Here is a 21,465-nt window from a genome sequence, read left to right as displayed (position 1 = left end):
TCAAGGCACCACGAGAAGTCAGGAGAATGATGAGCAAGGACACGGCGCTCCGATTCGGCGCTTTCGCGGTGACGAACCGGTATCCCGGCCAGTCCGACGCCCAGGTGCTGAACCGGGCACTGGCCGCGGTGGACGCGGCCGAGCAGGCCGGCTTCGACGACATCTGGATAACCGAGCATCACTTCAACGACTACGGGGTGAACCCGTCGGGGCTGACCTTCGCCGCGAACATCCTGGGACGTACCAAGAGGATGCGGGTCGGTACCGCGGTGACGATCCTGCCGCTGCACTCTCCGGTCCATACGGCGGAACAGGTGGCGTTGCTCGACCATGTCTCCGGCGGGCGGTTCGACCTCGGGGTCGGCAGGGCGGAGCCGGTGCTGGACTACGAGGCGATCGGCCACGGTGTGGAGTACTGGCAGCGTGGTCTGGCCGAATCGCTCGATCTGCTGCTGCAGTCCTTCGGCGGCAAGGTGTCCTCGGACACCGACCTGTACCGGTTCCGCGAGGTCCGGCCGCAGCCGCGGCCGCTGACCACTCCGCACCCGCCGGTCTACGTGGCTTCGAACTCACAGTCCTCATTGGAGCTCGCGGCCAGGCAGGGCCTGCCGATGCTGTTGTTCTACGACAAGAACGACGTCACCAAGGCGGAGATGGTCGCCAGGCACAGTGAGCTGGCGGCCGCGGCCGGGCATCCGCGGGACGGTTACGACCATGCCTTCGCGGTGTTCACTCAGGTCAACGACACCGTGGCGGAGGCGCAGCACCTGGTGCGGGACGTGACGATGCCGGCACTCGCCGCGGCGCAGGCCGACTACCACCATCTGATCGAGACGAAAACCCATTTCGAACCGGAGGCGTTCATCGGCCGGTTCGGGTCCTATGTGCTCGGCAACCATCCTGTCGGCACACCGGACATGTGCATCGAACGTCTGGTGCGGAGCATCCGGGTGTCGGGCTGCCGCCGGGTGCTGTGCGAGGTGCTGGCCAGCGGCGACGACGAGGGCACCCTCACCAACATCCGGCGGCTGGGCGCCGAGGTGCTCCCCGAGGTGCGTGCCCGGCTGGCCGGGGACTGACGCCCGCCGGGCAGGAGTGCCCGCATGGCGTGGGCGGGTGGCGGTGGCCGGCCGGCACCCGCCCACGCCCCGGCCACCGCGGGCCTGGGGGGAGAGCACCGCGGTGGGGGGAGCGGCGGTCAGCCGCCGGTCATCGCCCGCAACCGGGGAATTCCCCTGGTACCGAACAGTTCCACCGACCTGCGGATCAGTGCGGGGTCCAAAGTGGAGAAATGCGCGTGCAGGCTCGCGATCTCGAACCCGCCGCACTCCTCGTGATAGCGCAGCATCGACTCGACGACCTCCTCCGGGGTGCCGGCCAGCATCGACCCGTTCTTCACCGAGCTGTCGAAGTCCTCTTCGGCCATCTTGGCCAGCATCTCGGGATAGCCGGGGTAGTCGGCGCTGGTCGTGCCCGCCCAGTCCGATGCCGCGTCGATGAGGCTGTGCAGGTAGTGGTTGACGGCGTCCCTCGGTGCCTCCAGCGCCTCGGCCGAGGTTTCCGCGCAGTAGGTCTGGAAAGCGATCATGACCCGTCCGTCGCCGGGGTGTCCCGCCTCCCGCCACGCCTTCCGGTACGCCGCGATCAGCGAGCTCATCGCGGAGGTCTGCAGCGCGGTCGTCATCACGCCGTAGCCGAGTTCGCCGGCTCGCTGGAAGCTCTTCGCGCTGGAGATCGCGGCGATCCAGAACGGCGGGCGCGGGCGTTGCAGCGGCCGGGGCAGTGAGGTGGTCTCCTCGAACGAGTGGAACTGCCCGGAGAATGCCGAGTTCTCGTGCTCGAGGAGTCCCTCGACGGCGGCGATGCCCTCGTCGAACCGAGACCGGCTTTCGTTGATGTCCACGCCGAACCGGCGGAATTCGTGCGGCAGGAAGGCGCGGGCGAACCCGACCTCCAGCCGCCCGTCGGAGATCGTGTCCACCATGCCGATCTCGCCGGCGAGCTTGAGCGGGTTGGTGAAGATCGGCAGCACCGCTCCGGTGATCAGCCTGAGGTTCTTGCTGCGCTGGGCCGCGGCCGCGAGGAACAGCAGCGGGTTCGGCGAATACCCACCATAGGCGTGGAAGTAGTGCTCCACGGTGCGGACGTGGTGGTACCCCAGTTCGTCCGCCAGCTCCACCAGGTCGAGGCATTCGGCGAAGTAGTCCTTGGCGGGTTTGCTTCGGTGGTCGCAGTCCGGGAAGAAATGCAGCCCGACGTCAATCATCGGCAACTCCAATCAGCGGGAACGTCCTGGTATCGCGCCGCGGCGGGCGCTTGTGGTCAACGCGTGTTCGGGTGCGCGGCGGTCGGCCGGATGGCAGGCGCCAGCCACACGAACAGCAGCAGCGCCGCGAGCAGGAGGGTGGTGGTGATGAAGGGCGCCAGTGGCGCGAGCTGGTAGAGCCCGGTCCCGATCAGCGGGCCGAACACGAACGTCAGCGCGTTGTTCGCGCCGACGATCCCGGCCACACCGCCCTGTTCGTCCGGACCGACCAGCAGCGTCGGCCCGGACATGTAGCCGGGCAGGCCCATGCCGAGGCCGAGGCCGAGCACGGCGAGGCTGACCATGGTGCTGATCAGTTCCGCGCCGAGTGAGACGCCGAGGAAACCCAGGCCCGCCAAGGTGATCCCGATCCGGAGCAGCCGCAGTGGTGGCCAGCCCAGCTTGGGCACCAGCGCCGCCTGCGCGAGCAGGTAGGGCACTCCGAGCGCCAGCAGCGCCCACGAGGTGTACTGGGCGGCGTCCCCCGGGGCCAGGTCGAGCCGGTCCTGGAGGAGGAACCCGACGGTGATCTGCATGATGCCGAGCGCGAGGAACAGACCGAAACCGGGGACCAGGAACGGCCACAGCCGTCGGTCGAACGGGCTGAGCTTGGCCGCCTTCGGCTTGTCCACGTGCCTCGACTCCGTCGGCAGCCGCAGCCACACGATCGCCGCGACGAACGCCAGCACCGCGGGCGCCACGTACATCGAAAGCAGCAGGCTCGCCTTGCCGAGCAGCCCGCCGAGCAGCGGGCCGACGACGATCGCCAGCCCGCTCGCCGCGCCGACCCAGGACAGCCCGCGCACCCGGGACCGTTCGTCCGGCGTCACGTCCGCCACGTATGCCTGCGCGGTCACCGGAATGGCGGCGAGCAACGCACCGTAGACCAGGCCCCTTGTGCACAGCATCATGACGAACGCGACCGCTCCGCCGACGGTGTGGTTCAAGCCCAGGTGCGCCACCACGGCGAACAGCAGCAGCGCCGCAGCCCCGCCGAGCAGGGTGAGCACCAGTACTCGTTTGCGGCCGATCGTCTGGCTGCGGCGTCCCCAGAACGTGCTTCCCAGCACCACCATGATGGCCGAGGTGGTGATCACCATGCCGAGCTGGAACTCGCTGATGTCCAGTTCACGGGCCAGCGGCGGCAGGATCGGCGCGATGATGTACTGACCGCAGAAACCGCCGAAAACGGCCAGGTAGACCAGGAACAGTGCGCCAGGCGCGGCGGCCGGAGTGTCATCGGCGGGGTGGCCGGTGTGCTCTGGTGCGGTTCTTTCTTCCATGGTCCTGCGCTGCCCTCCCGGAGTCGCGGCTGACGACCTGCGCGGGTACTCGCCGACCTGGTTCGGCACCCCCTGCGCACCGAGTATTGCACACCATTCAACAAGTAAGTGTACCCTTATTTTTTGGTGGGGTGCCGATCGTGCAAGCAGGAGAGATAGGGTTTCGTCATGGTGGAGTCTGGGCCAGGAGGGCGGTCGCGCTGGGCGGCAGGGCTGCCGCCGATCACCCGGAGCGGTGTCATCGATGCTGCGTCGCAGCTCACCAGGGAACACGGACTCGAGGGCTGGACGGTACGCCTGCTCGCGTCGCGGCTCGAAGTCTGGCCTGCGGTGATCTATCACCATGTCGGCGACCGGGAGGCGGTGATCCAGGCGGTCACCGACCATGTGGTCGCGCAGATGCCGTTGCCGGACGCGGACCTGCCCTGGCGGGAATGGTTCTACACGCTGCTCGTGGACGGGCGTGACGTGCTCCGCCGGCATCGCGGGGTCGCCCGCCGGATGCTGGTCCAGCAGGGGCCGCTCGTGCCCTCCGCGCTGCGCCTGATCGACACCGGGGTGCAGGTGCTGCAGCGGGCCGGGCTTGGTGACGAGGAAGCGCCGAGTGTGTACAGCTACCTGCTCAACAGCGGTGTCACGCTGATCGCGGTCGAGGACGACCGGGAGACCAACGCCAAGGCCAGGGCGACGGCGGTGGAGGCGCTCGGCTTGTTCCGCGACGACACCGAGCAGCCCGGTCTTGCCGCGCTGGGACGGTTGCTGCATCGGGAATACGCCGACGCGGAGTCGGCGCGTACCTACCAGCGCGAATTTTTCGCCTACTCCGTCCAGCGTTCCCTTGATGGTGTGCAGGTCCGGCTGGACGAGCTGAAGGCTGAAGAGGGAATCGGCTGAACCGGTCATCCGGCTCACCGGACCGTGCTTCGTTCGGGGTGGCCGGGGAGCGGGCCGACCCGATCCGGCGACCAGTTCCGGTACTTCCGCCGGAAGTAGACGATCGGGTAGGAGTCCTCGCGCGGCGGCTGGCCGATTTCGGCGCGGCCGATGAGGACGACATGGTCGCCGACCACGGATTCCTGCGCGACCGAGCATTCCAGCCACGCGATGACGCCTTCGCACAGCAGGGGCAGGCCGCTTTCCGTCCAGCGCCACGGCACCTCGGCGAACTTGTCGTCCCCTTTGCCGGCGAACGCGTGGCAGATCGCATCGTGCCGGTCGGCCATGAAATGGACGATGAAGCGCTTCCTGGCGCGTAGCGCGGGTAATGTCCTGCTGCTGAGCCCGATGCAGAGCGACAACAGCGGGGGATCGGCGGAAATACTGCACAACGCGTTGGTTGTCAGGCCGGCCGGGACCCGGGCCGTTGTGGAGGTCGTCACGATCGCCACTCCCGTCGGAAAAGCGCTCATGACCGCGAAAAACGTCTGCTGGTCCATGTTCGGATATTAGCGCGCGATCACCGGGGGTACGGCGTGTGAAACATTTATGACGGACTCCTGCAAACTCCTTGCGACTTGCCTGCGACAGGCTCACGCTAAATTAACCGGTAGTCAACGACTGCGATTTCGGCTGCCTCGAAGAATGGGGTTGGTGGTGCATGGTGCTGATTGGCCAGGACGACCCGTGGCTGCGGTGTTTCACTTCCGGGCAGCGGGCAGCTGTGCGTCTGGTGTGTTTCCCGCATGCGGGAGGCACCGCCGGCTTCTATCGCGACTGGCAAACGGCGCTGCCGCCGGACGTGGAACTCCGCGTGGTGCAGTATCCGGGACGCGAAGAGCGCATCAACGACCCGTGCGTCGACGACATGGCGGAACTGGCCGACCGGATCACCGCTGCCGTGCTGCCGCTGGCGACCCGGCCGCTGGTGTTGTTCGGGCACAGCATGGGTGCCGCGGTCGCCTACGAGGTGGCTCTCCGCCTCGAGGAGCGGCGCCGCCCTCCGGAGCGGTTGCTCGTTTCCGCGCATCCCGCACCGCACCGGCAGCGCGGCGGCTCGGTGCACCTGCTCGACGACGACGGACTGGTCGCCGAACTCCGTGGCCTCGGTGGTACCGGGACCGGCGTGCTGGACAATGCGGCACTGCGCGAGGTCGTGTTGCCGGCGGTGCGCGGCGACTACCGCCTGATCGAGAACTACCGGCCGCGCGCGGTGCGGCCGCTGGCCACGCCGGTCGTCGGGCTGCTCGCCGACCGCGATGGTGAGGCCACCCATGACGAGATGAGCGACTGGGCACTGGCCACGACCGGCCGATTCGAGCTGCGGGTGTTCCCCGGCGAGCATTTCTATCTCGTCGGCCACCGCCATGCCGTGATCGAGGAGATACTGCGCGGTCTGCGCCTGCCACACGCCGGCCGGGTCAGCTGGCCGTCCACGCCCTGACCGTGGCCGAGCCGGTGAGCCGCCACTGGGCCGCCCTGCTGCGCTCGGTCCAGAACGCGGCGTAGCGGCCGCCCGCGGCCAGCAGTTCGTCGTGGGTGCCGCACTCCGCGATCCGGCCCTCGTCCAGCACCGCGATCTGGTCGGCGGCCTTGACCGTGCTCAACCGATGCGCGATGACCAGCAGGGTCCGGTCGGTGCTCAACGCGTCCTGCACGGCGGCTTCGGTTTCCCAGTCCAGTGCGGCGGTCGCCTCGTCCAGGACCAGAATCGGCGCGTCCTTCAGCAACGCCCTGGCGATGGAGACCCGTTGCCGCTCGCCGCCCGAGAGCAGGGCACCGCCCTCGCCGACCATCGTGTGCCAGCCGCCGGCGAGCCGTGCGACGATCTCGTCCACCCGCGCCCTCCTGGCCGCCTCGATCACGTCCGCGTCGGGCGCGTCCGGCCTGCCGACCCTGATGTTCTCCATGATCGTGTCGTTGAACAGGTAGACGTCCTGGAACACCAGGGACATCCGCGCCATAAGCTCGTCCTGGTCCAGCTCGCGGACGTCGGCCCCGCCGATCCGCACCGCGCCGGCGTCCACGTCGTGGAATCGCGCGATCAGTTTGGTGACCGTGGTCTTGCCTGCCCCGGACGCACCGACCAGCGCGGTCATACTGCCCGGCGGGATCCGCAGGCTGACCCCGTCGAGCACCGGGCGGTCACGGTAGGCGAAGCGCACCGAGTCCAGCTCGATTCCGTTGTCCGACGGCGTTTTCGGGTCATCCGGTGTCGGCAGGGGCTCGGCGGCGAGCACCTCGTTGATCCGGATGAGCGCGTTGCGCGCGACCCTGGCGGCGCCACCGATGTCCGAGGCCGTCATGATCGGCTCGACGAACCTGGTCGCCAGTACGAGCAGTGCCAGCAGTTCCGCCGCGCCGAGGGAACCGCCGAGCGCCAGGTAGACGCCGAGGATCAGGATCGCGGTGTAGGCGGCCTGGATCACGAGCGCGAAACCGATCGTGCCGGGCAGCCCGAGCAGGATCATCCGGCGGCTCGCCGCGTGCTGCGCGGCCAGCGATCCGGCGAGCGGCTCGTGGCCGCCGGTCGTCCGGCCGAACGCACGCAACACCTGCTGGGCCCGTGCGAACTCGATCACCCGGTCGGCCGCTTCGGTGGTGGCCTCGTCCCGGACCAGGTCGGCCCGTTGCACCAGGGAACCGCTCCACCGGTAGGCCCCCACCAGCACCGGCGCCGCGATCAGCGCGGCCAGCGCCAGCCGCCAGTCGAAGCCGAACATGAGCACCACCACGGTGGCCGGGGTGACCAGTGCGGTGACCAGTGGCTGCAGCAAATGCGCCGGGACACCGATGATCTCCAGGACGTTCTGGCCCGCCAACCGGCTCACCTGGCCGACACGGGCGCCGGTGAACCAGCCGAGCGGTAGCCGCACGAGGTGGTCACCCAGTCGCTCGTGCAGCTGGCGGGACAGCGCCGCGCCGCTGGCGTAGCCTGCCAGCTGCGCGCGGTACTGTGCCACCGCGTAGGCGATCGTCACGACGGCGAGTACGCCGAACCATCGCCACGCCGCGGGATAGTCGGCGGCGAACAAGGCGCGGAGCACCGGAACGAGCAGGACGAAGGCGACGCCCTGGAGTACCGCGGTCAGCCCGAGGCCGAACAGCAGAAGCCGCAACGGCCTGGTGTTGCCGGCACCGAGCGCCGCGATGAGCTGGCGGATCACGGCCGTTCCTCCTTGACGTCCACTGTGGATTGATCGGATCGGTCGTGCGAGTGCCACATCCTGGCGTAGGTACCGTGCAGCCCGAGCAGTTCCTCGTGGGTGCCCCGTTCGACGACCCTGCCGTTGCCGAGCACCACGATCTGGTCGGCCCGCACGATGGTGGACAACCGGTGCGCGATCACCAGCAGGGTCCGCCCGGCCACCAGCGTGGACACCGCGTCCTGGATCGCCGACTCGGACTCGGAGTCCGCCGACGCGGTCGCCTCGTCCAGCACCAGGATCGGTGCGTCCGCCAGCAACGCCCGGGCTATCGACATTCGCTGGGCCTCACCACGGGAAAGCTCGATGTCCTCGCCGATCACCGAGTCGTATCCGTGCGGGGCGGCCAGCAGGCGCTCGTGCAACCGCACGGCGCGTGCCGCGGACCGAACCTCGTCGACCGTGGCGTCCGGGCGGGCCAGCCGGAGGTTGTCGATGGCCGGGGCCCGCAGCAACTGCACGTCCTGGAAGACGAAGGCGACCAATCTGTACAGCTCGGCGGGGGGAATCCGCCGGATGTCCACCCCGCCGATGCTGATCGAGCCGGCGGTGGTGTCGAAGAACCGGGGCAGCAACGCCGCGATCGTGGACTTGCCCGATCCGGACGGCCCGACCAGCGCGGTGACCGTTCCGGGCGAGAGGGTCAGGTCCACCCCGCGAAGGACGTCGACCTGGTCGTCGTAGGAGAAACGGACATCCCGGAACTCCACCGTCCGCTCCTTCGGTGCCGTTCCGCCGGCGGGGGTGGCCAGTTCGGGGGTGGCCAGCAGGGTGGTGATCCTGGCCGCGGCCAGCCGTCCGGCCCGCAGGTTGTCCCCGCCGTGACCGAGTGCGGCCACCGGCGCGGTCAGTGCGAGGCCGAGCAACGCGAACGGCAGTACGTCGACCGGGGCGAGCGCGCCGCCCGCGGCGAGCCCGATGCCGCCCGCCAGCAGCACCAGCAGCGAGAAAACGGGGGAGAGCAGGAAGTTCCGGCTCGCGGCGAGATGGACCACGGTACGTACCCAGCCGAGGAAGAAGTCGGAGAAGTCATGGGCGGCCGCGCGGAACCGCTCATGGGCCCGGCCGGACTGGCCGAACGTCTTCACCACGGCGATGCCCTGTACGTATTCCACCGCGCTACCGGCGATCCGCGCCATGGCACGGTCCACAGTGTCCTGTTCGCGTTTCCGGTCGCCCGCACCGAGCCGGAAGTGCACCAGCAGCCCGAGCGAGGGCGGCACCAGTGCGACCAGGGTCATCCGCCAGTCGACGGTGACCAGATATCCCAGCGACACCAGCGGAACGACGATCGCCGACGCGAGCTCGGTGGGGGAATGCGCGACGAGATGGTGCAGCGCGGTGACATCGCTCTGCAGTGCCTGGTTGACCGACCCCGAGCTGTGCCGGCCGAACCAGCCGAGCGGCACCCGGGCGAGCCGGTCGGCGAGACGCCGCCTGATGCGCAGCTGGAGATCGTTATCGGCGAGGTGGGTCACCAGGCCGGCGAGCGCCAGCAGGATCAACCGGAGCAGCAGCGCGGTGGCGCCGACCAGGGTGATCGTCCACGCGCGGCCGGCGTCGGCGGGGCCGTCGGCGAGCAGCACCCGGCCGAGCTCGGCCACCGCGATGAACGGGACCACTCCGGCGGTGGCGGAGAGAATCTGCAGCCCGACGGCGAACGCGAGCCGGCCGCGGACCGGGCGCACCAACGCCCGCAGCGCGGACCTTTCGGTGCCGCCGCCGGGTGCCGCGGGGGAGGTGTCCGTGGGCTCGGTGTCGGTTGCCACCATGGTCATGGCCCGAGTATTGCACAGTGTCTAAGAAATAAGCACACCCTTACCAGTTGGCCGGTCAGGACAGTGTGTAGCCACCGTCGATCACGATCTCGCTGCCGGTGTGGAACAACGGCTCCGGCGCTGCCAGGTAGACCGCCAGCCTGCCGAGATCGGACGGCTCGCCCCAGCGGCGTACCGGGGTCCGGCCGGTCATCCGCTCGGTGAATCGCTCGGACCGGCGGAATCGGCTGGTCATCGGCGTGTCGATCCAGCCGGGCACCATGGCGTTCACCCGGATCCGATGCCGGGCCAGCTCCACCGCCACCGACTTCGCCAGCGCCAGCACACCGGCTTTGCTTGCCGCGTACTGGGAACCGAGTGCCTGGCCGCGGAGCCCGGAGATGGACGAGATCGCGACCAGCGACCCGCCGCCGTTGTCGATCATGTGCCGCGCGGCGGTCTGGAAGGTGAGGAACGTTCCCTCCAGGTTGACCTGGACGACTCGGTGGAATTCCGCGGGCGAGGTGCCGGCGAACGTGGACTGTCCTGCCGTGCCGGCGGCGGCGAAACACGAGTCGAGCCGCCCGAACCGCTCGACAGTGCCCGCCAGGCTCCACGCCAGCTGTTCCGGGTCGGTCACGTCGCATTCGGCGGTGTGTACCTCGGCGCCGGCGGCCATCAGCTCCTTGGCCGCGCCGGCGTTCTTCTCCGTGTCCCGGGCCCAGATCGCGATCCGGGCACCCGCCTGTGCCATCGCCTGTGCGATGCCGAAGCCGATTCCGCTGTTGCCACCGGTGATCACCGTGACATGACCGGTGAGATCGCCGAGCGTGCTGTCCGTGTCCACCATGCACCTTCTCCCGAAAGGAATTCCGTTCCTCGCCGACCCGATGAACGCCGGGCGCGCCTACAACGCGCCTTCCTCGACGACGTCGGCGGTACCGAGCGGTGTGTCCAGCACGGTCAGCACGTCCACCACGCCGGAAGCGCGCAGTTCGTCGTAGGCGGCCTGCGGTGCCAGCGCCTCGTCGGCGTGGTGCACACCGGCGCCGATCTCCCCGCCCAGCACGGCCAGCGCGGTGCGGGCCGCGATCGTGCCGTTCAACCGGTAGGGCTCACGCACCCGGAGCAGCAGGGAGCGGGTGGCGGGCCGGCCGTCCAGCTCGCCGTCCAGTTGCGCCAGCAGCACCAGATACGGCTCGGAGCCGACCAGGTCGACCTCCGCCGAGCGGCTGAGGTCGAGCACCATCGCGGCGGATTCCCCGGCGCCCTGCCAGTGCGCGCGGTTCAGGGTCGCCAATGTCTGCCTGCCGGGGTAGACGTTGTACCAGCTGAGCTCGGCGAGGCCGAGGGCGGCACCGAGCCGTTCGGCTTCGGTGCTCAGATACGGCAGGGCGGTCACCGGCTCGGGGAACAGCGGCAGTTCGGCATCGGGCAGCGGGCTCAGCGCACGGGAGGCGCGGGCGCCGCCCCGCCACATCGCCAGCGACTCGCCGAACCCGTTGTGCAGGCTGGCCAGGAAGTCGGCCGCGCCCGCGGGCGGGAAGTGGTCGAGGCCGCCCATGTAACACAGCAGGCGGCGTGGCCGGCCCGGGTACTGCCCGGCAAGCCAGCGCGGCAACAGTCCGGAGAGACCGGGCAGGACACCGGCGGAAAGCACGGCGGTCCGTCCCGGTGCGGTGCCTGCCAGCAGCTTATGGGTGGCGTCGTAGCCGCCGACGTCCACGTAGTCCGCACCGGCGGCGAACGCGGCCCGCGCGACCCGGTCGGCGATCCGGTAGGACGGCCCGGCGCAGTTCAGCACGACCCGGCAACCGGCGCAGAACCGCGCCAGGCTGTCGCCGTCGGTGAAGTCCACCGCCATCGCCTCGGCAGGCGGGCCGGACGTGGCCGGCTCGGTGGTGACCAGTTCGCGCGCGGCGGTGAGGTTCCGGCCGCCGATCCGGACCCGCGCCGCCGCGGAGCGCAGTATCCGCCTGCTGGCCGTGGCGCCGACCGCCCCGTAGCCACCGACGACGCCGATCAGCGGCGGTCCGGTCATCGGGTCCACACCTCCCTGGCGAGCAGTTCCGCCGAGCGGCGCGCGTTGCCGGCGTCGAGGCAGTGGAAATGGTCGCCGGGGATCTCGCGCACCCGCAGCGTGCCGTGGCACAGCTCGCCCCAGAACTCCTCCAGGTTCGCCGGCTGGCCAGGCAGGAACTGGCCGGCACCACTGTGCCGGAGCAGGGTGAGGTCGCCGGTCCACGGTTCGGCCCGGTGCTCGATCACCGCGCGCAGGCTGTGCTCGAAAACGTCGTACATCGGGCCGAGCCGTTCCGGCTTCCGCACGTCGCCCGCCGGTGTGGATCCGTTCTTCACCGGCGACATTTCGGTCAGCGCCGATCCGGTCGCGACCAGCTCCCGCGCGATCTCGCCGAGCCGGTCCTCCCGGCTGCGGGTGGCCAGGTCCCGCATGGTCGCGGCGATCGCGTCCAGCTCGGGGTCGCCACCGATCCTGCCGAACGCGCCGGGCACCAGGTGGCCGGGGTTGTCCGCGAGGGCGGATCGCAGCGCACGGCCGAACAGCTCGTCGTCACCGGGGAACCCGGCCCGCCCCGCTTCGATCCCCATCACCCTGCTGAACAGGTACTCCATCAGCAGGGGGTCGTCCACCCGATAGGGCGGGCGGTAGCTGCTGATCACCGCCAGGGTGGTCACCTCGGCGCCCCGGCCCGCGAGCCGGCGGGCGAGCTCGGTGGCCAGCAGCCCGCCCATGCAGTACCCGACCACATGGAACCGCCCGCCGACCTCGGTGACGAGCCGGTCGGCGTAGTCCTCGGCGAGCCGTTCGAGCAGCGTGGCCGAGTCCATCGCCAGGTACGGCCCGACGTCGTTCACCGCGAACCCGACCATCGGCATCGTGCTCCGGTACCTTCCGGTCAGCTCGCCGACCAGCGCCCGGTACGGCGCAAGGGTTCCGCTGCCGTCGTGCACGAACACGCCGACCGGCTGATCGCTGTCGAGCCGTCGTGGCAGCCGATCGCCGACGACCGGCATCAGCGGGCTCACCGGGTGACCGTGCCCGGATCCGTGGTGCTGCCGGAAGTGCGTGGCCAGCGCGGCGACGGTCGGGCGGAGCAGCATTCTGCGCAGCAGGCCGTCCCATTCCATGCCTCCCGCCTCGGCCACCTGTTCCCGTAGCCTGCTGACCAACTGGGCCACCAGCAGTGAGTCACCGCCGAGTTCGAAGAAGCTCCGGTCACGGGAGACGGCGGGCAGGCAGAGTACTTCGGCCCAGACCGCGGCGATCCGCCGTTCCAGGTCGCCGACCGGTTCCGCGCCTGCCGAGGTGACCTTTTCCGCGGTGCCCGGCAGCCAGGACTCCAGGGCCCTGCGGTCCAGTTTCCCGTTCGCGGACAGCGGGATCGCGTCGACCACCTGAATTTCCGACGGGATCATGTACTCCGGCAGCCGCTCGGCGAGATGCTCGCCGAGCGCTTCGACGTCCACAGTGGATTGTCCGCTCTTGAAGCGGGCCGCGAACACGTGCTGACCGAGGCCGGACCACACGTCGTCCTGCTCCGGCAGGCACACCACGGTCTCCGCGCCGGCCTCGTCGAGCAGCTTCTGCCACTGTGCCCTGGTGATGAAGGTCTGATCGAGGCTCTGCCGGAAGTCGACGAAGTCGGTGAGTCCCTCCTTGAACTCCATCGACACCATCAGCTGGTAGTTGTCCTTTGTGGACTCGATGAACACCAGCCAGCCGCCGGGGGCGAGTGCCTCGCGCAGGCGGGCCAGCATTTCGCCCGCTTCCCGGCCGTTGTGCAGTACGTTGTTGCACACCAGCACATCCACCGAGTTCGGCGGGTAGCCCTGCGCGCGGTAGTCCTGGTTGAGGTCGAACAGGCCGTAGCGCACCCACGGGTAGGCACGGTAGCGCTGTTCCGCCTCGTTGAGAAAGAACCGGGAGACGTCGGTGAAGTGGTAGTCCACAGTGAACTCGTCGAGCGCCGGGATCAGCTCGGCGCTGGTACCGCCGACGCCGGCGCCCACCTCCAGTACCCGTAACGGCTTGCCGGACGGCCGTTCGGCGGCCAGCTCCCGCAGTACCGCGATGGTGACCTGGTTGAGGTACCTGCTGAGCAGGTTGTCCTTGTACGCGGCCTCCGCGGTGTCGAACCGGCCTTCGGGGAACAGCAGCGCCAGCGGATCGAGCTCGTCCCGCATCAGCTCGGGCAGCCGCTCACTGCTGATCTTGAGGTAGTGCATCACCTTCTCGCCGTACCCGACCTGTTCGGTGATGACCTCCATCCGCTGCCAGAGCGCGTCGATCTCGCCGGGCTGGATCTCCCGCAGGCCGTGGTACCGGCCGGTGTCCGGTTCGCGGCTGAGCATCCCCTCTCGTTCCAGCACGTTCAGCCATCGACGCAGCAGCCGGTGGTGCCGTGGGGCCGCCTTGACCGCCTCCAGGATCTCCGGCAGCTCGTGCGTCCTGCCCGGCGACCCAAAGAGGTCGTGTTCCCTCAGCGTCTTGGCCATGCAGCGCAACGCGACGTCGTCGAACAGCCGCACCAGCTCGCCGAGCAGGCCGGGGTCGACGCCGTCCGCGACCGCCGAGGCCGCCTTTCCGGCCGCTGTGCGCAGCGCACTCAGGTGTTCGGCGTCGGCGGGATCGGCCTGATCCCGTTTCGCCGCTTCGACGAAGGCGACGAGGCGGCGGTCGAACGCGTCGGAGCCGGCCACCAGCGCCACCGCGGATGCCAAGCCGGGGAAGGAGCCGAGTGCCGCGTCGACCTCGGCCAGCTCGATCCGGTGGCCCCGGATCTTGACCTGGAAGTCCTCCCGGCCAAGGAACTCGATCACTCCGGAAGGCAGGTGCCTGCCAAGGTCCCCGGTGCGGTAGAGCCGCTCCCCGGTGACCGGATGCCGCACGAATCGCTGTCTGGTCTTCTCCTCGTCGCCGAGATAGCCGATGGCGAGCCCGGCGCCGCCGATGTACAGCTCGCCGGCCGTCCAATCGGGACACTCGTGGAACCGGTCGTCCAGCACGTGGAAGGTCTGGTTGGCCAGTGGCGTGCCGTAGGGGATGCTGTGCCACTCCGGCGGAACCTCGCCGATCGGGTGGTGGATCGACCAGATCGCGGCCTCGGTCGCCCCGCCGAGGCTGATCAGCCGGAGCTCGGGGACACGCGCGCGGATCTGGTCCGGCAGTGCCACCGGGATCCAGTCGCCGGAGAGCATCGCCAGCCGCAGCGACGGCAGCCGCAGATCCGGTTCCGCGTCCAGATAGTGCTGCAGCATCTGCAACTGCGCCGGAACCGAGTTCCACAGCGTGACGTCGTGCGCTGCCACCGATTCGGCCCAGTGGGACGGGTCGGACCGGCGTTCCGCCGACGGCAGCACCAGGCAGCCGCCGACCGCGAGCGGGCCGAACAGGTCGTAGACGGACAGGTCGAAACCGAGGTTCGCCAGTCCCAGTACGCGGTCGTCCTCGGTGACGGCGAACCGCTCGTTGATGTCGGCGATGGTGTTCAGCGCGCTGCGGTGGCTGATCATCACGCCCTTGGGCACGCCGGAGGATCCGGAAGTGTAGATCACGTACGCCAGCTCGTCGGGTTTCCGCTCGGACGCCGGCGGCTCGGCCGGCCCACCGGCGGGTTCGATGGTGTCCACCGCGAGCAGGTCGACCCCGTCCGGCGCCGGGTCGCCGGTCAGCCACGACTGGGTGAGCACCTGCCGGACCCCGGCGCCGGCCAGCATCATCGATCGCCGGGCGGCCGGCTGGTTGGTGTCCACCGGCAGGTAGGCGCCGCCTGCCAGCAGCACGCCGAACACACCGACGACCTGTTCCCAGCCCTTGTCCATGAACACCGCGACGACGTCGCCCTGCCGGCAGCCGCCGGAACGCAGCGCGCCGGCCACCGCGGTCGCGCGGGCGACGAGTTCGTCGTAGCACAGCGTCCTGGCCTCGGAGATCACCGCGGGCCGGTCCGGGGTACGCCGGGCCTGTGCCAGCACCGGCTCGTGCAGCAGGCCGTCCGGAACGGTGGTTTCCGTGGCGTTGAACCGTGTCCTGCTGTCCCGCTGGGCCGGCGGCAGCGGCACGGGGCAGGCGTCCGACCAGGCCTGTTCGCCTGTCGCCAGCTCACGCAGCAGGGCGGTGAACGCCGCGAACCCCGCTTCGATCACCTCACCGGGCAGCACTCCCTCCCGCACGTCCCAGTTGATCAGGAGCGTGCCGTCGCGTTCCGACGCCTGACAGTCGATCCACACCTGCGGGGTCTGGCTGATCCCGTAGCCGAGGCGGGCGCCGAGCAGCTTGTCCCCGATGTCTCCGGTGTTGCCGCCGAGCGTGCTGGTGAACACGACCGGCATGAGCGCGGCCGCGGCGTCCTTGCGCCGGCTGATCTCCCGCATCACCTCGACACCGGAGAACGTGCGATGCGACAGGTCCTTGCGGAGCTGGGCGTGCAGATGCCTTGCCCTGTCCCGGAAGCAGTCGCCGGCGGTCAGGTCGGTCGCCAGCAGGCTGACCGAGGTGAAGTCGCCGATCAGCTTGCCGACATCCGGGTGCAGGGGGAGCCGGTTGAGCAGCGTCAGGTTGAGGGTGAACCGTGGTGAACGGCTCCACCGGCCGATCACCTCCGCGTAGGCGGCCAGCACCGCGCCGGAGACGGTCACGCCGTTGGCCGAAGACACCTTGCGCAGCGCCGACCACAGCTCCGGCTCGATCTCGGCGTGCAAACGGCGGAACCGGGCCGTTCCGGATCCGCCTGCCGGGGCCGCGGCATCGGCCGCGTCGCCGGAGGCGAGCGGAAGTTCCGGTGCGCCGGGCAGTTCGCCGACCCGGTCCAGCCAGTACCGGCGGTCCCGGTGGTACCGGGAACCGGACCTGCCCTTCCGCTCGGCCAGTACGTAGTCCCGGAAGGTCACCGGCACCGGGGGCAGCACGCGATCCGGTTCCCGGTACAGCTCGCTCAGCTCGCCGAGCAGGAGCTGGATGCTCATGAAGTCCGCGATCAGCAGGTCGATCGACAGGTGCACGATCGCACCCTGGCCGGTGTGCGTGAGGCACAGCTCGAACAGCGGCCACCGGTCGGTCCGGTAGACCCGGTGGGACATCTCGTCCCGGATCGTGGTGAGCGCGTCGGCCAGTTGTCCCGCGTCGGCGCCGCGGAGGTCGCGCACGCCGATCTCGTAGTCCGGCACGGTGTCCCGCACGTACTGGTAACCGTCCGGGTGGACCACCGCGCGCAGCATGTCGTGCCGCTCGATCAGCTTGCGCAGCGCCGTTTCCAGCCGCTCGGGCCGCACGTCGGGCAGTTCGAGCTCCGCATAGCCGTGGCAGGCGACACCGCCGTAGGCGAAGCCGTCGTGCCTGCCGAACAGGTAGGCCGCCTGCACGTCGGTCAACGGGAACGGCTCGTGCCGGTGCTCGGGGTCCGAGCTGAGCTCCGGCTCGGCGTCCTCGGCGAGATGGCGCAGTATTTCGGATTTTTGCCTGCGTAGCTCGGAAATCCGCTCCTCGGTCAGCACGCCCTTGGGGGCGCGGAACTTCAGCTGGCCCGACTCGGCCCACAGCCGGACACCGGCCCGCTCCAGTTCGTCGATCAGGTGCCGCACGCTCATAGAGATCCGTCCTCGAAGACATCGGCGTTGGTCACATCGGCGGCCAGGTTCGTCGTCACCAGCGTCACCCACGCGGCGAGCGTGGGGCGGTCGAAGAGCTCGTCGAACTCCAGCTGGATGCCGAGATGGCCGAACTTGGCGGCGAGGTCCATCACCATGATGGAGTCCAGTCCCGCGTTGATCAGGTCGTCGTTCTCGCCAAGGGTTTCCGGTGGTATCCCGATCAGCTCCGCGACCGCGTCCCGCAGTGTGTCCACTGTGAACAGTGCACCGTTCGGTGCCGAATCGGCGGGTGGCGCGGGGACCGGGATCGCCGCGTCCATCGGGTACCAGTGCCGCTGCCGCTGGAAGGGATACAGCGGCAGCGGGCTGTTCGCGCGCGGTCCGGTCAGCCTGGCCCGGTCTTCGGCGGTCGGGGAGTCCACCGCGGGCCAGTCCAGTGGCGCGCCGCGGAGGTAGGCCTCGGTGAGCGCCGTGCGGCCGCCGTCGGCGGGATCCAGCGCCACCGTGCCGACGAGGTCGCCGCCGCCGACACCGAGCAGCAGGCCGACCTCCGGCGCCCGGTCGACGAACGGTGCGGCCACGCCGGCCGCGGCGAGCTCCGCGCGGACAGGTTCGTCGCACACCAGCGCGTCCGGTCGCAGGCCGAGTTCGGCCAGCACCGCGAGCAGCGTCGCCGCGCCCGGCCGACCGGCCGCGGGCCACAGCGCGGCGGGCAGCCACGACCGCATCATGGCGAGCAGTGAGCCGATCGGGTCGCCCGCCCGCAGCCGGATGGTCAGCCAGACCGAGCCGCCGTTCTCGGAGAAGGAGTCGAGCGTGTCGAGCCGCCGCACCAGTTCGGCAGGCTCGAAGGCGGTGACCACGGCACGGCACGGCAGGTGGTGGTCGCGTCCGCAGCGCCACAGTGTGAGCAGGTCCGCCTGCTCACGCTCGCTCCGGCCGGCCAGCGTCCTGGCCAGTGCTCGCGCTCGTGCTCGCGCCGCGGTCTCGGTCGCGCCGGACACCGGAATCCAACCCAGCCAGCTCGGCTCGGCACCTTCGCCCGCGATGGCCGTCTCGGCCCGCTCCAGCACCAGGTGGGCGATCGTGCCGGTGAACCCGAAGGAGCTGACGCCGATCCGGCGCGGCCGCCCGTCGTCCGGGATCGGTGCGGTTTCGGCGGGGAACCGGAAGGTGCCCGGCATGGTGCGCAGTTCCGGGTTGAGCCCGGTGAACGTCCCGCTGCCCGGCCACACGTCGTCCCGCAACGAAACCAGTGCCCGCACCATGCCGGCGGCGCCGGCCGCGGCTTCCAGGTGCCCGATATTCGTCTTCACCGATCCGAGCAACAGCGGACGGCTACGGGCACCGTGGACCTCGCGGAGCGCCTCGACCTCGATGGGATCGCCGAGCGGGGTGCCGGTGCCGTGCAGTTCCACCGCGTCGATGTCGTCCGGCCGCAGCCCGGCCGCGGCCAGCGCCGAGCGGATCACCCCGGCCTGGGCCCCGGCGTTGGGCACGGCCAGCCCGCCGGAGGGGCCGTCCTGGGCCACCGCGCTGCCCCGGATCACGCCGAGCACCCGGTCACCGGCCCGCAGGGCCGCCCGCAGCGGACGCAGTACGAACAGCACGACGCCTTCGCCGCGACCGTAGCCGTCCGCGTCGGCCGACAGGGTCGAGCAGCGGCCGCGCGGGGACAGCATGCCTGCCGCGAGCAACGACTGTTCCATTTCCGGTGACAGCGCGACGTTCACGCCACCGGCCACCGCGAGGTCGCACGCCGAGTCCCGCAGGTACCGGACCGCGGTGTCGACCGCTACCAGCGAGCCGGAGCAGGCGGTGTCCACCGCGATGGCCGGGCCACGGAAGCCGAAATGGTAGGCGATCCGGCCCGCCGCCGAGCTGAGGCTGTTGCCCTGCGCGTAAAAGGCGCGGACCCAGTCCGGCCGCCCCGCTCTGATCGGGAGCGCGGCGTAGTCGTTGTTGCCCTGCCCGACGAATACCCCGACGGGCTGGTCCCGTAGCCGGTGCGCCGGCAGGTACGCGTGTTCCAGCGCGTGCCACGTGGTTTCCAGCAGCAGCCGGTGCTGCGGGTCCATGGCCTGCGCTTCCGCGCCGCCGAGTCCGAAGAACCCGGCGTCGAACCGGTCGATGTCGTCCAGTGCGGCCATCGGCAGGGTCAGTCCCACACCCAGTTCGGCGCGTTCCCGTGGCGCCGGGCCCGTCTCGTTCTCCCCGCGCGGCAGCCAGCGGGCGAAGGAGTCGAAATCGGTGTGCCCGCCGGGAAGACGCAGCCCGACGCCGATGATCGCCACCGCGTCGGTGGTGGGTTCCGGTGCCTGCCGGTCCGCGCCGGGCGTGTCGTCGGCCAGCGCCCGGCTCAGGCCGCGCAGGTCGTTGAACCGGTACAGCGACGCCACCGGAACCGGGCGGCCGAGTCGTTCGCCGAGCTGGTGTGCCCACCGGACGGCGAGCGCCGAGTCCATCCCGAGCTCGGCGAACCGTTCGTCCGGGCCGATGGTCGTCCGTCCGAGCAGGCCACACAACGATTCGTGGATCGCCTGGAACACCCCGACGCCGGCCGCGGGATCGCGGACCGGCGTACCCTGCTCGCCGGGCACGGCGTCGAGCCGATCGACCATCAGCGTTTCCAGCGCACCGTCCCGGTACCGTTGACCGGTCGCCTGACGGCGGATCTTCCCGGAGGAGGTCCGCAGCAGGAGGCGGCGGCGGATCAGCACGACCTCCTCCGGCACGATGTCGTGCCGCGCGACGATGGTCGCCCGGATCTGCCTGGCGATATCGGCCAGCCGCTCGGCGGGCAGGTGCCGGTCGACCTCGGCGAACAGCACAAGCCTGCCGTCCTCCGCCAGCTGGACGGCGCATGCCGCGCCCACCTTGACCGCGTCGACCTCTCGTTCGACCGACATCTCCAGATCGTTGGGATGGTGGTTGCCACCCCGGATGATGATCAGGTCCTTCAGCCTGCCGCAGACGAAAAGCTCGTTGTTGTCGAGGAAACCGAGGTCTCCGGTGCGCAGGTACGGCCCGCTGCCGTCCGGCAGGGTCGCGTGGAAGGTCTCTTGTGTCTCCTGTGGACGGTTCCAGTAACCGGACGGCAGGCCGTCGCCTGCGACCCAGATCTCGCCGATCCGGCGTTCGGGCAGTTCGGCCCCGGTCCGCGGGTCGGCGATGGCGACCCGCCAGCGATGGAAGAAGTCACCGCAGCCGACCACCGCCCGGCCGGCGCCGGCCGCGACGGGCTCCGCCCTGCCCTCGGTCAGCGCGTTCGCGGCGTACCGGCCGACCCGGTAGCCGCGTGGCTCGCGGGAAAAGGACACGATCAGCCCCGCCTCGGCCAGACCGTAGGCGGGGGTCAGCGCGGCCGGATCGAGGCCGCAGCCACGGAACCGGTCCCGGACCCGGTCCAGTGTCTCCGGCCGGACCGGTTCGGCACCGTTGACGAAGTACCGGACGCTGCGCAGATCCAGCTCGGCGAGCTCGTCGTCGGAGAACGCCTTGCAGCTCATGGTGAAGCTGAAGTCCGGCCCGCCGCTCCAGGTGCCCCGGTAGCGTGAGATCGCGGTGAACCAGCGCCTCGGGTCGCCGGTGAAGGTGGCCGGCGTCATGAAGGTGAAGGTGCCGCCGCTGAGGATGGGAGCCAGCAGCCCCATGATCATCCCCATGTCGTGGTACAGCGGCAGCCAGCTGACCATGTGGATGGGCTCGCCGTCGCCGTTCACCTGGTGCACGAAGCCGACCTGGAACAGCAGCGCGGCATGCGTGTCACAGACCGCCTTGGGCATCCGGGTGGAACCGGAGGAGTACTGCAGGTAGAGCAGGTCGTCGGCGTTCCGTGCCGGCGGGCGGAAGTCGATGTCCCCGCTGGGCAATTCGTCCACGGCAAGGGTGTCCGCGTGGTGGGGAGCGAGCAGGCCGGCGGCGGAGCTCAGGGTTCTGCGGGTCGACAGCAGTACTCCCGGCTCGGCGTCGGAGATGATGTGGTCCAGCCGCTCACTGACCCGTTTGAGCATTCCGGACTCCGGCACGTGCACCGGGACCGCGATCAGGCCGGCGTACCCGGCGGCCAGGAACGCCAGCGTGTGGTCGAGATTGCTGGGCAGGAGCAGCAGTGCTCGCGTTCCCGGCCGGTAGCGCTCCGCCAGCACCGACGCGTGGCCGCGGACTCGCCTTGCCAGTTGGGCGTAGGTCCACTCTTCGACGTTGTCATCGCCACGAATGAACCGGATGGCGACACGTTCGGCGAAGCGGCCCGCGATATCATCGAATAGTGCCGAGAATGTCGAGAATGCCTCGGAGCGACGGGTGCCACTCGTCATTGGTCGCTGCCCCCTCATGCGCTGTTGTGGACGGCACGGTGACTTTCG

General features: G+C 70.0%; 12 protein-coding genes. 3 read left to right on the top strand and 9 right to left on the bottom strand.

Translation table 11 applies throughout. From position 1 onward, the window contains the following. Positions 1-29: 29 nt before the first annotated feature. A complete protein-coding gene (locus ACFW0G_RS10670) occupies positions 30-1,079 on the top strand; it encodes an LLM class flavin-dependent oxidoreductase (RefSeq protein WP_378324726.1) in 1,050 nt (349 codons plus the stop codon). Between the two features lie 119 nt (positions 1,080-1,198). Here ACFW0G_RS10670 and ACFW0G_RS10665 read toward each other — a convergent pair whose 3' ends face one another. Together ACFW0G_RS10665 and ACFW0G_RS10660 are read right to left on the bottom strand one after the other, a co-directional pair. Then, positions 1,199-2,266 (bottom strand): LLM class flavin-dependent oxidoreductase, encoded by a 1,068-nt coding sequence (locus tag ACFW0G_RS10665; RefSeq protein ID WP_378324725.1) that lies wholly within the window; start codon positions 2,264-2,266, stop codon positions 1,199-1,201. 56 nt (positions 2,267-2,322) lie between these two features. Further along, a complete protein-coding gene (locus ACFW0G_RS10660; protein ID WP_378324724.1) occupies positions 2,323-3,588 on the bottom strand; it encodes an MFS transporter in 1,266 nt (421 codons plus the stop codon). A 168-nt stretch (positions 3,589-3,756) separates the two neighbouring features. Here ACFW0G_RS10660 and ACFW0G_RS10655 point away from each other — a divergent pair, with 168 nt between their 5' ends. Continuing rightward, on the top strand, positions 3,757-4,482 hold the full coding sequence (locus ACFW0G_RS10655; protein WP_378324723.1) for a TetR/AcrR family transcriptional regulator: 726 nt from the start codon (positions 3,757-3,759) through the stop codon (positions 4,480-4,482). Positions 4,483-4,496: 14 nt separating this feature from the next. On the opposite strand, the gene ACFW0G_RS10650 is transcribed toward ACFW0G_RS10655, so the two are convergent. Then, positions 4,497-5,024, bottom strand: coding sequence for a flavin reductase family protein (locus ACFW0G_RS10650; protein WP_378324722.1), 528 nt, complete (start codon positions 5,022-5,024; stop codon positions 4,497-4,499). A 161-nt stretch (positions 5,025-5,185) separates the two neighbouring features. On the opposite strand from ACFW0G_RS10650, the gene ACFW0G_RS10645 reads away from it, so the two are divergent. Beyond that, entirely contained in the window at positions 5,186-5,968 is a 783-nt protein-coding gene (locus ACFW0G_RS10645; RefSeq protein ID WP_378324721.1) for a thioesterase II family protein, read from the top strand. Here the strand turns inward: ACFW0G_RS10645 and ACFW0G_RS10640 are convergent. The 6 genes from ACFW0G_RS10640 to ACFW0G_RS10615 are packed head-to-tail and all read right to left on the bottom strand — an operon-like array spanning position 5,946 to position 21,417. After that, the gene (locus ACFW0G_RS10640) at positions 5,946-7,691 is read right to left on the bottom strand and encodes an ABC transporter ATP-binding protein (protein ID WP_378324719.1); all 1,746 of its coding nucleotides are present in this window, start codon (positions 7,689-7,691) and stop codon (positions 5,946-5,948) included. The genes ACFW0G_RS10645 and ACFW0G_RS10640 overlap by 23 nt on opposite strands. After that, complete coding sequence (locus ACFW0G_RS10635) at positions 7,688-9,508, bottom strand: ABC transporter ATP-binding protein (RefSeq protein ID WP_378324718.1); 1,821 nt, start codon at positions 9,506-9,508, stop codon at positions 7,688-7,690. Before ACFW0G_RS10635 ends, ACFW0G_RS10640 begins: the two co-directional genes overlap by 4 nt. A gap of 55 nt (positions 9,509-9,563) precedes the next feature. Continuing rightward, positions 9,564-10,337 carry an SDR family NAD(P)-dependent oxidoreductase gene (locus tag ACFW0G_RS10630; protein ID WP_378324717.1) on the bottom strand — a complete coding sequence of 258 codons (774 nt, stop codon included), beginning with the start codon at positions 10,335-10,337 and terminating at the stop codon, positions 9,564-9,566. Positions 10,338-10,394: 57 nt separating this feature from the next. Continuing rightward, positions 10,395-11,528 (bottom strand): saccharopine dehydrogenase NADP-binding domain-containing protein, encoded by a 1,134-nt coding sequence (locus ACFW0G_RS10625; protein ID WP_378324716.1) that lies wholly within the window; start codon positions 11,526-11,528, stop codon positions 10,395-10,397. Further along, on the bottom strand, positions 11,525-17,095 hold the full coding sequence (locus ACFW0G_RS10620) for an amino acid adenylation domain-containing protein (protein WP_378324715.1): 5,571 nt from the start codon (positions 17,093-17,095) through the stop codon (positions 11,525-11,527). The genes ACFW0G_RS10625 and ACFW0G_RS10620 overlap by 4 nt, the downstream gene beginning before the upstream one ends. After that, complete coding sequence (locus tag ACFW0G_RS10615) at positions 17,092-21,417, bottom strand: beta-ketoacyl synthase N-terminal-like domain-containing protein (protein WP_378324713.1); 4,326 nt, start codon at positions 21,415-21,417, stop codon at positions 17,092-17,094. Before ACFW0G_RS10615 ends, ACFW0G_RS10620 begins: the two co-directional genes overlap by 4 nt. Between the last annotated feature and the right edge of the window lie 48 nt (positions 21,418-21,465).

The sequence above is a fragment of the Amycolatopsis sp. NPDC058986 genome (genome assembly GCF_042741125.1).
In the GTDB taxonomy this organism is placed as follows: domain Bacteria; phylum Actinomycetota; class Actinomycetes; order Mycobacteriales; family Pseudonocardiaceae; genus Amycolatopsis.
This window is presented reverse-complemented; position numbering and strand designations above follow the sequence as displayed.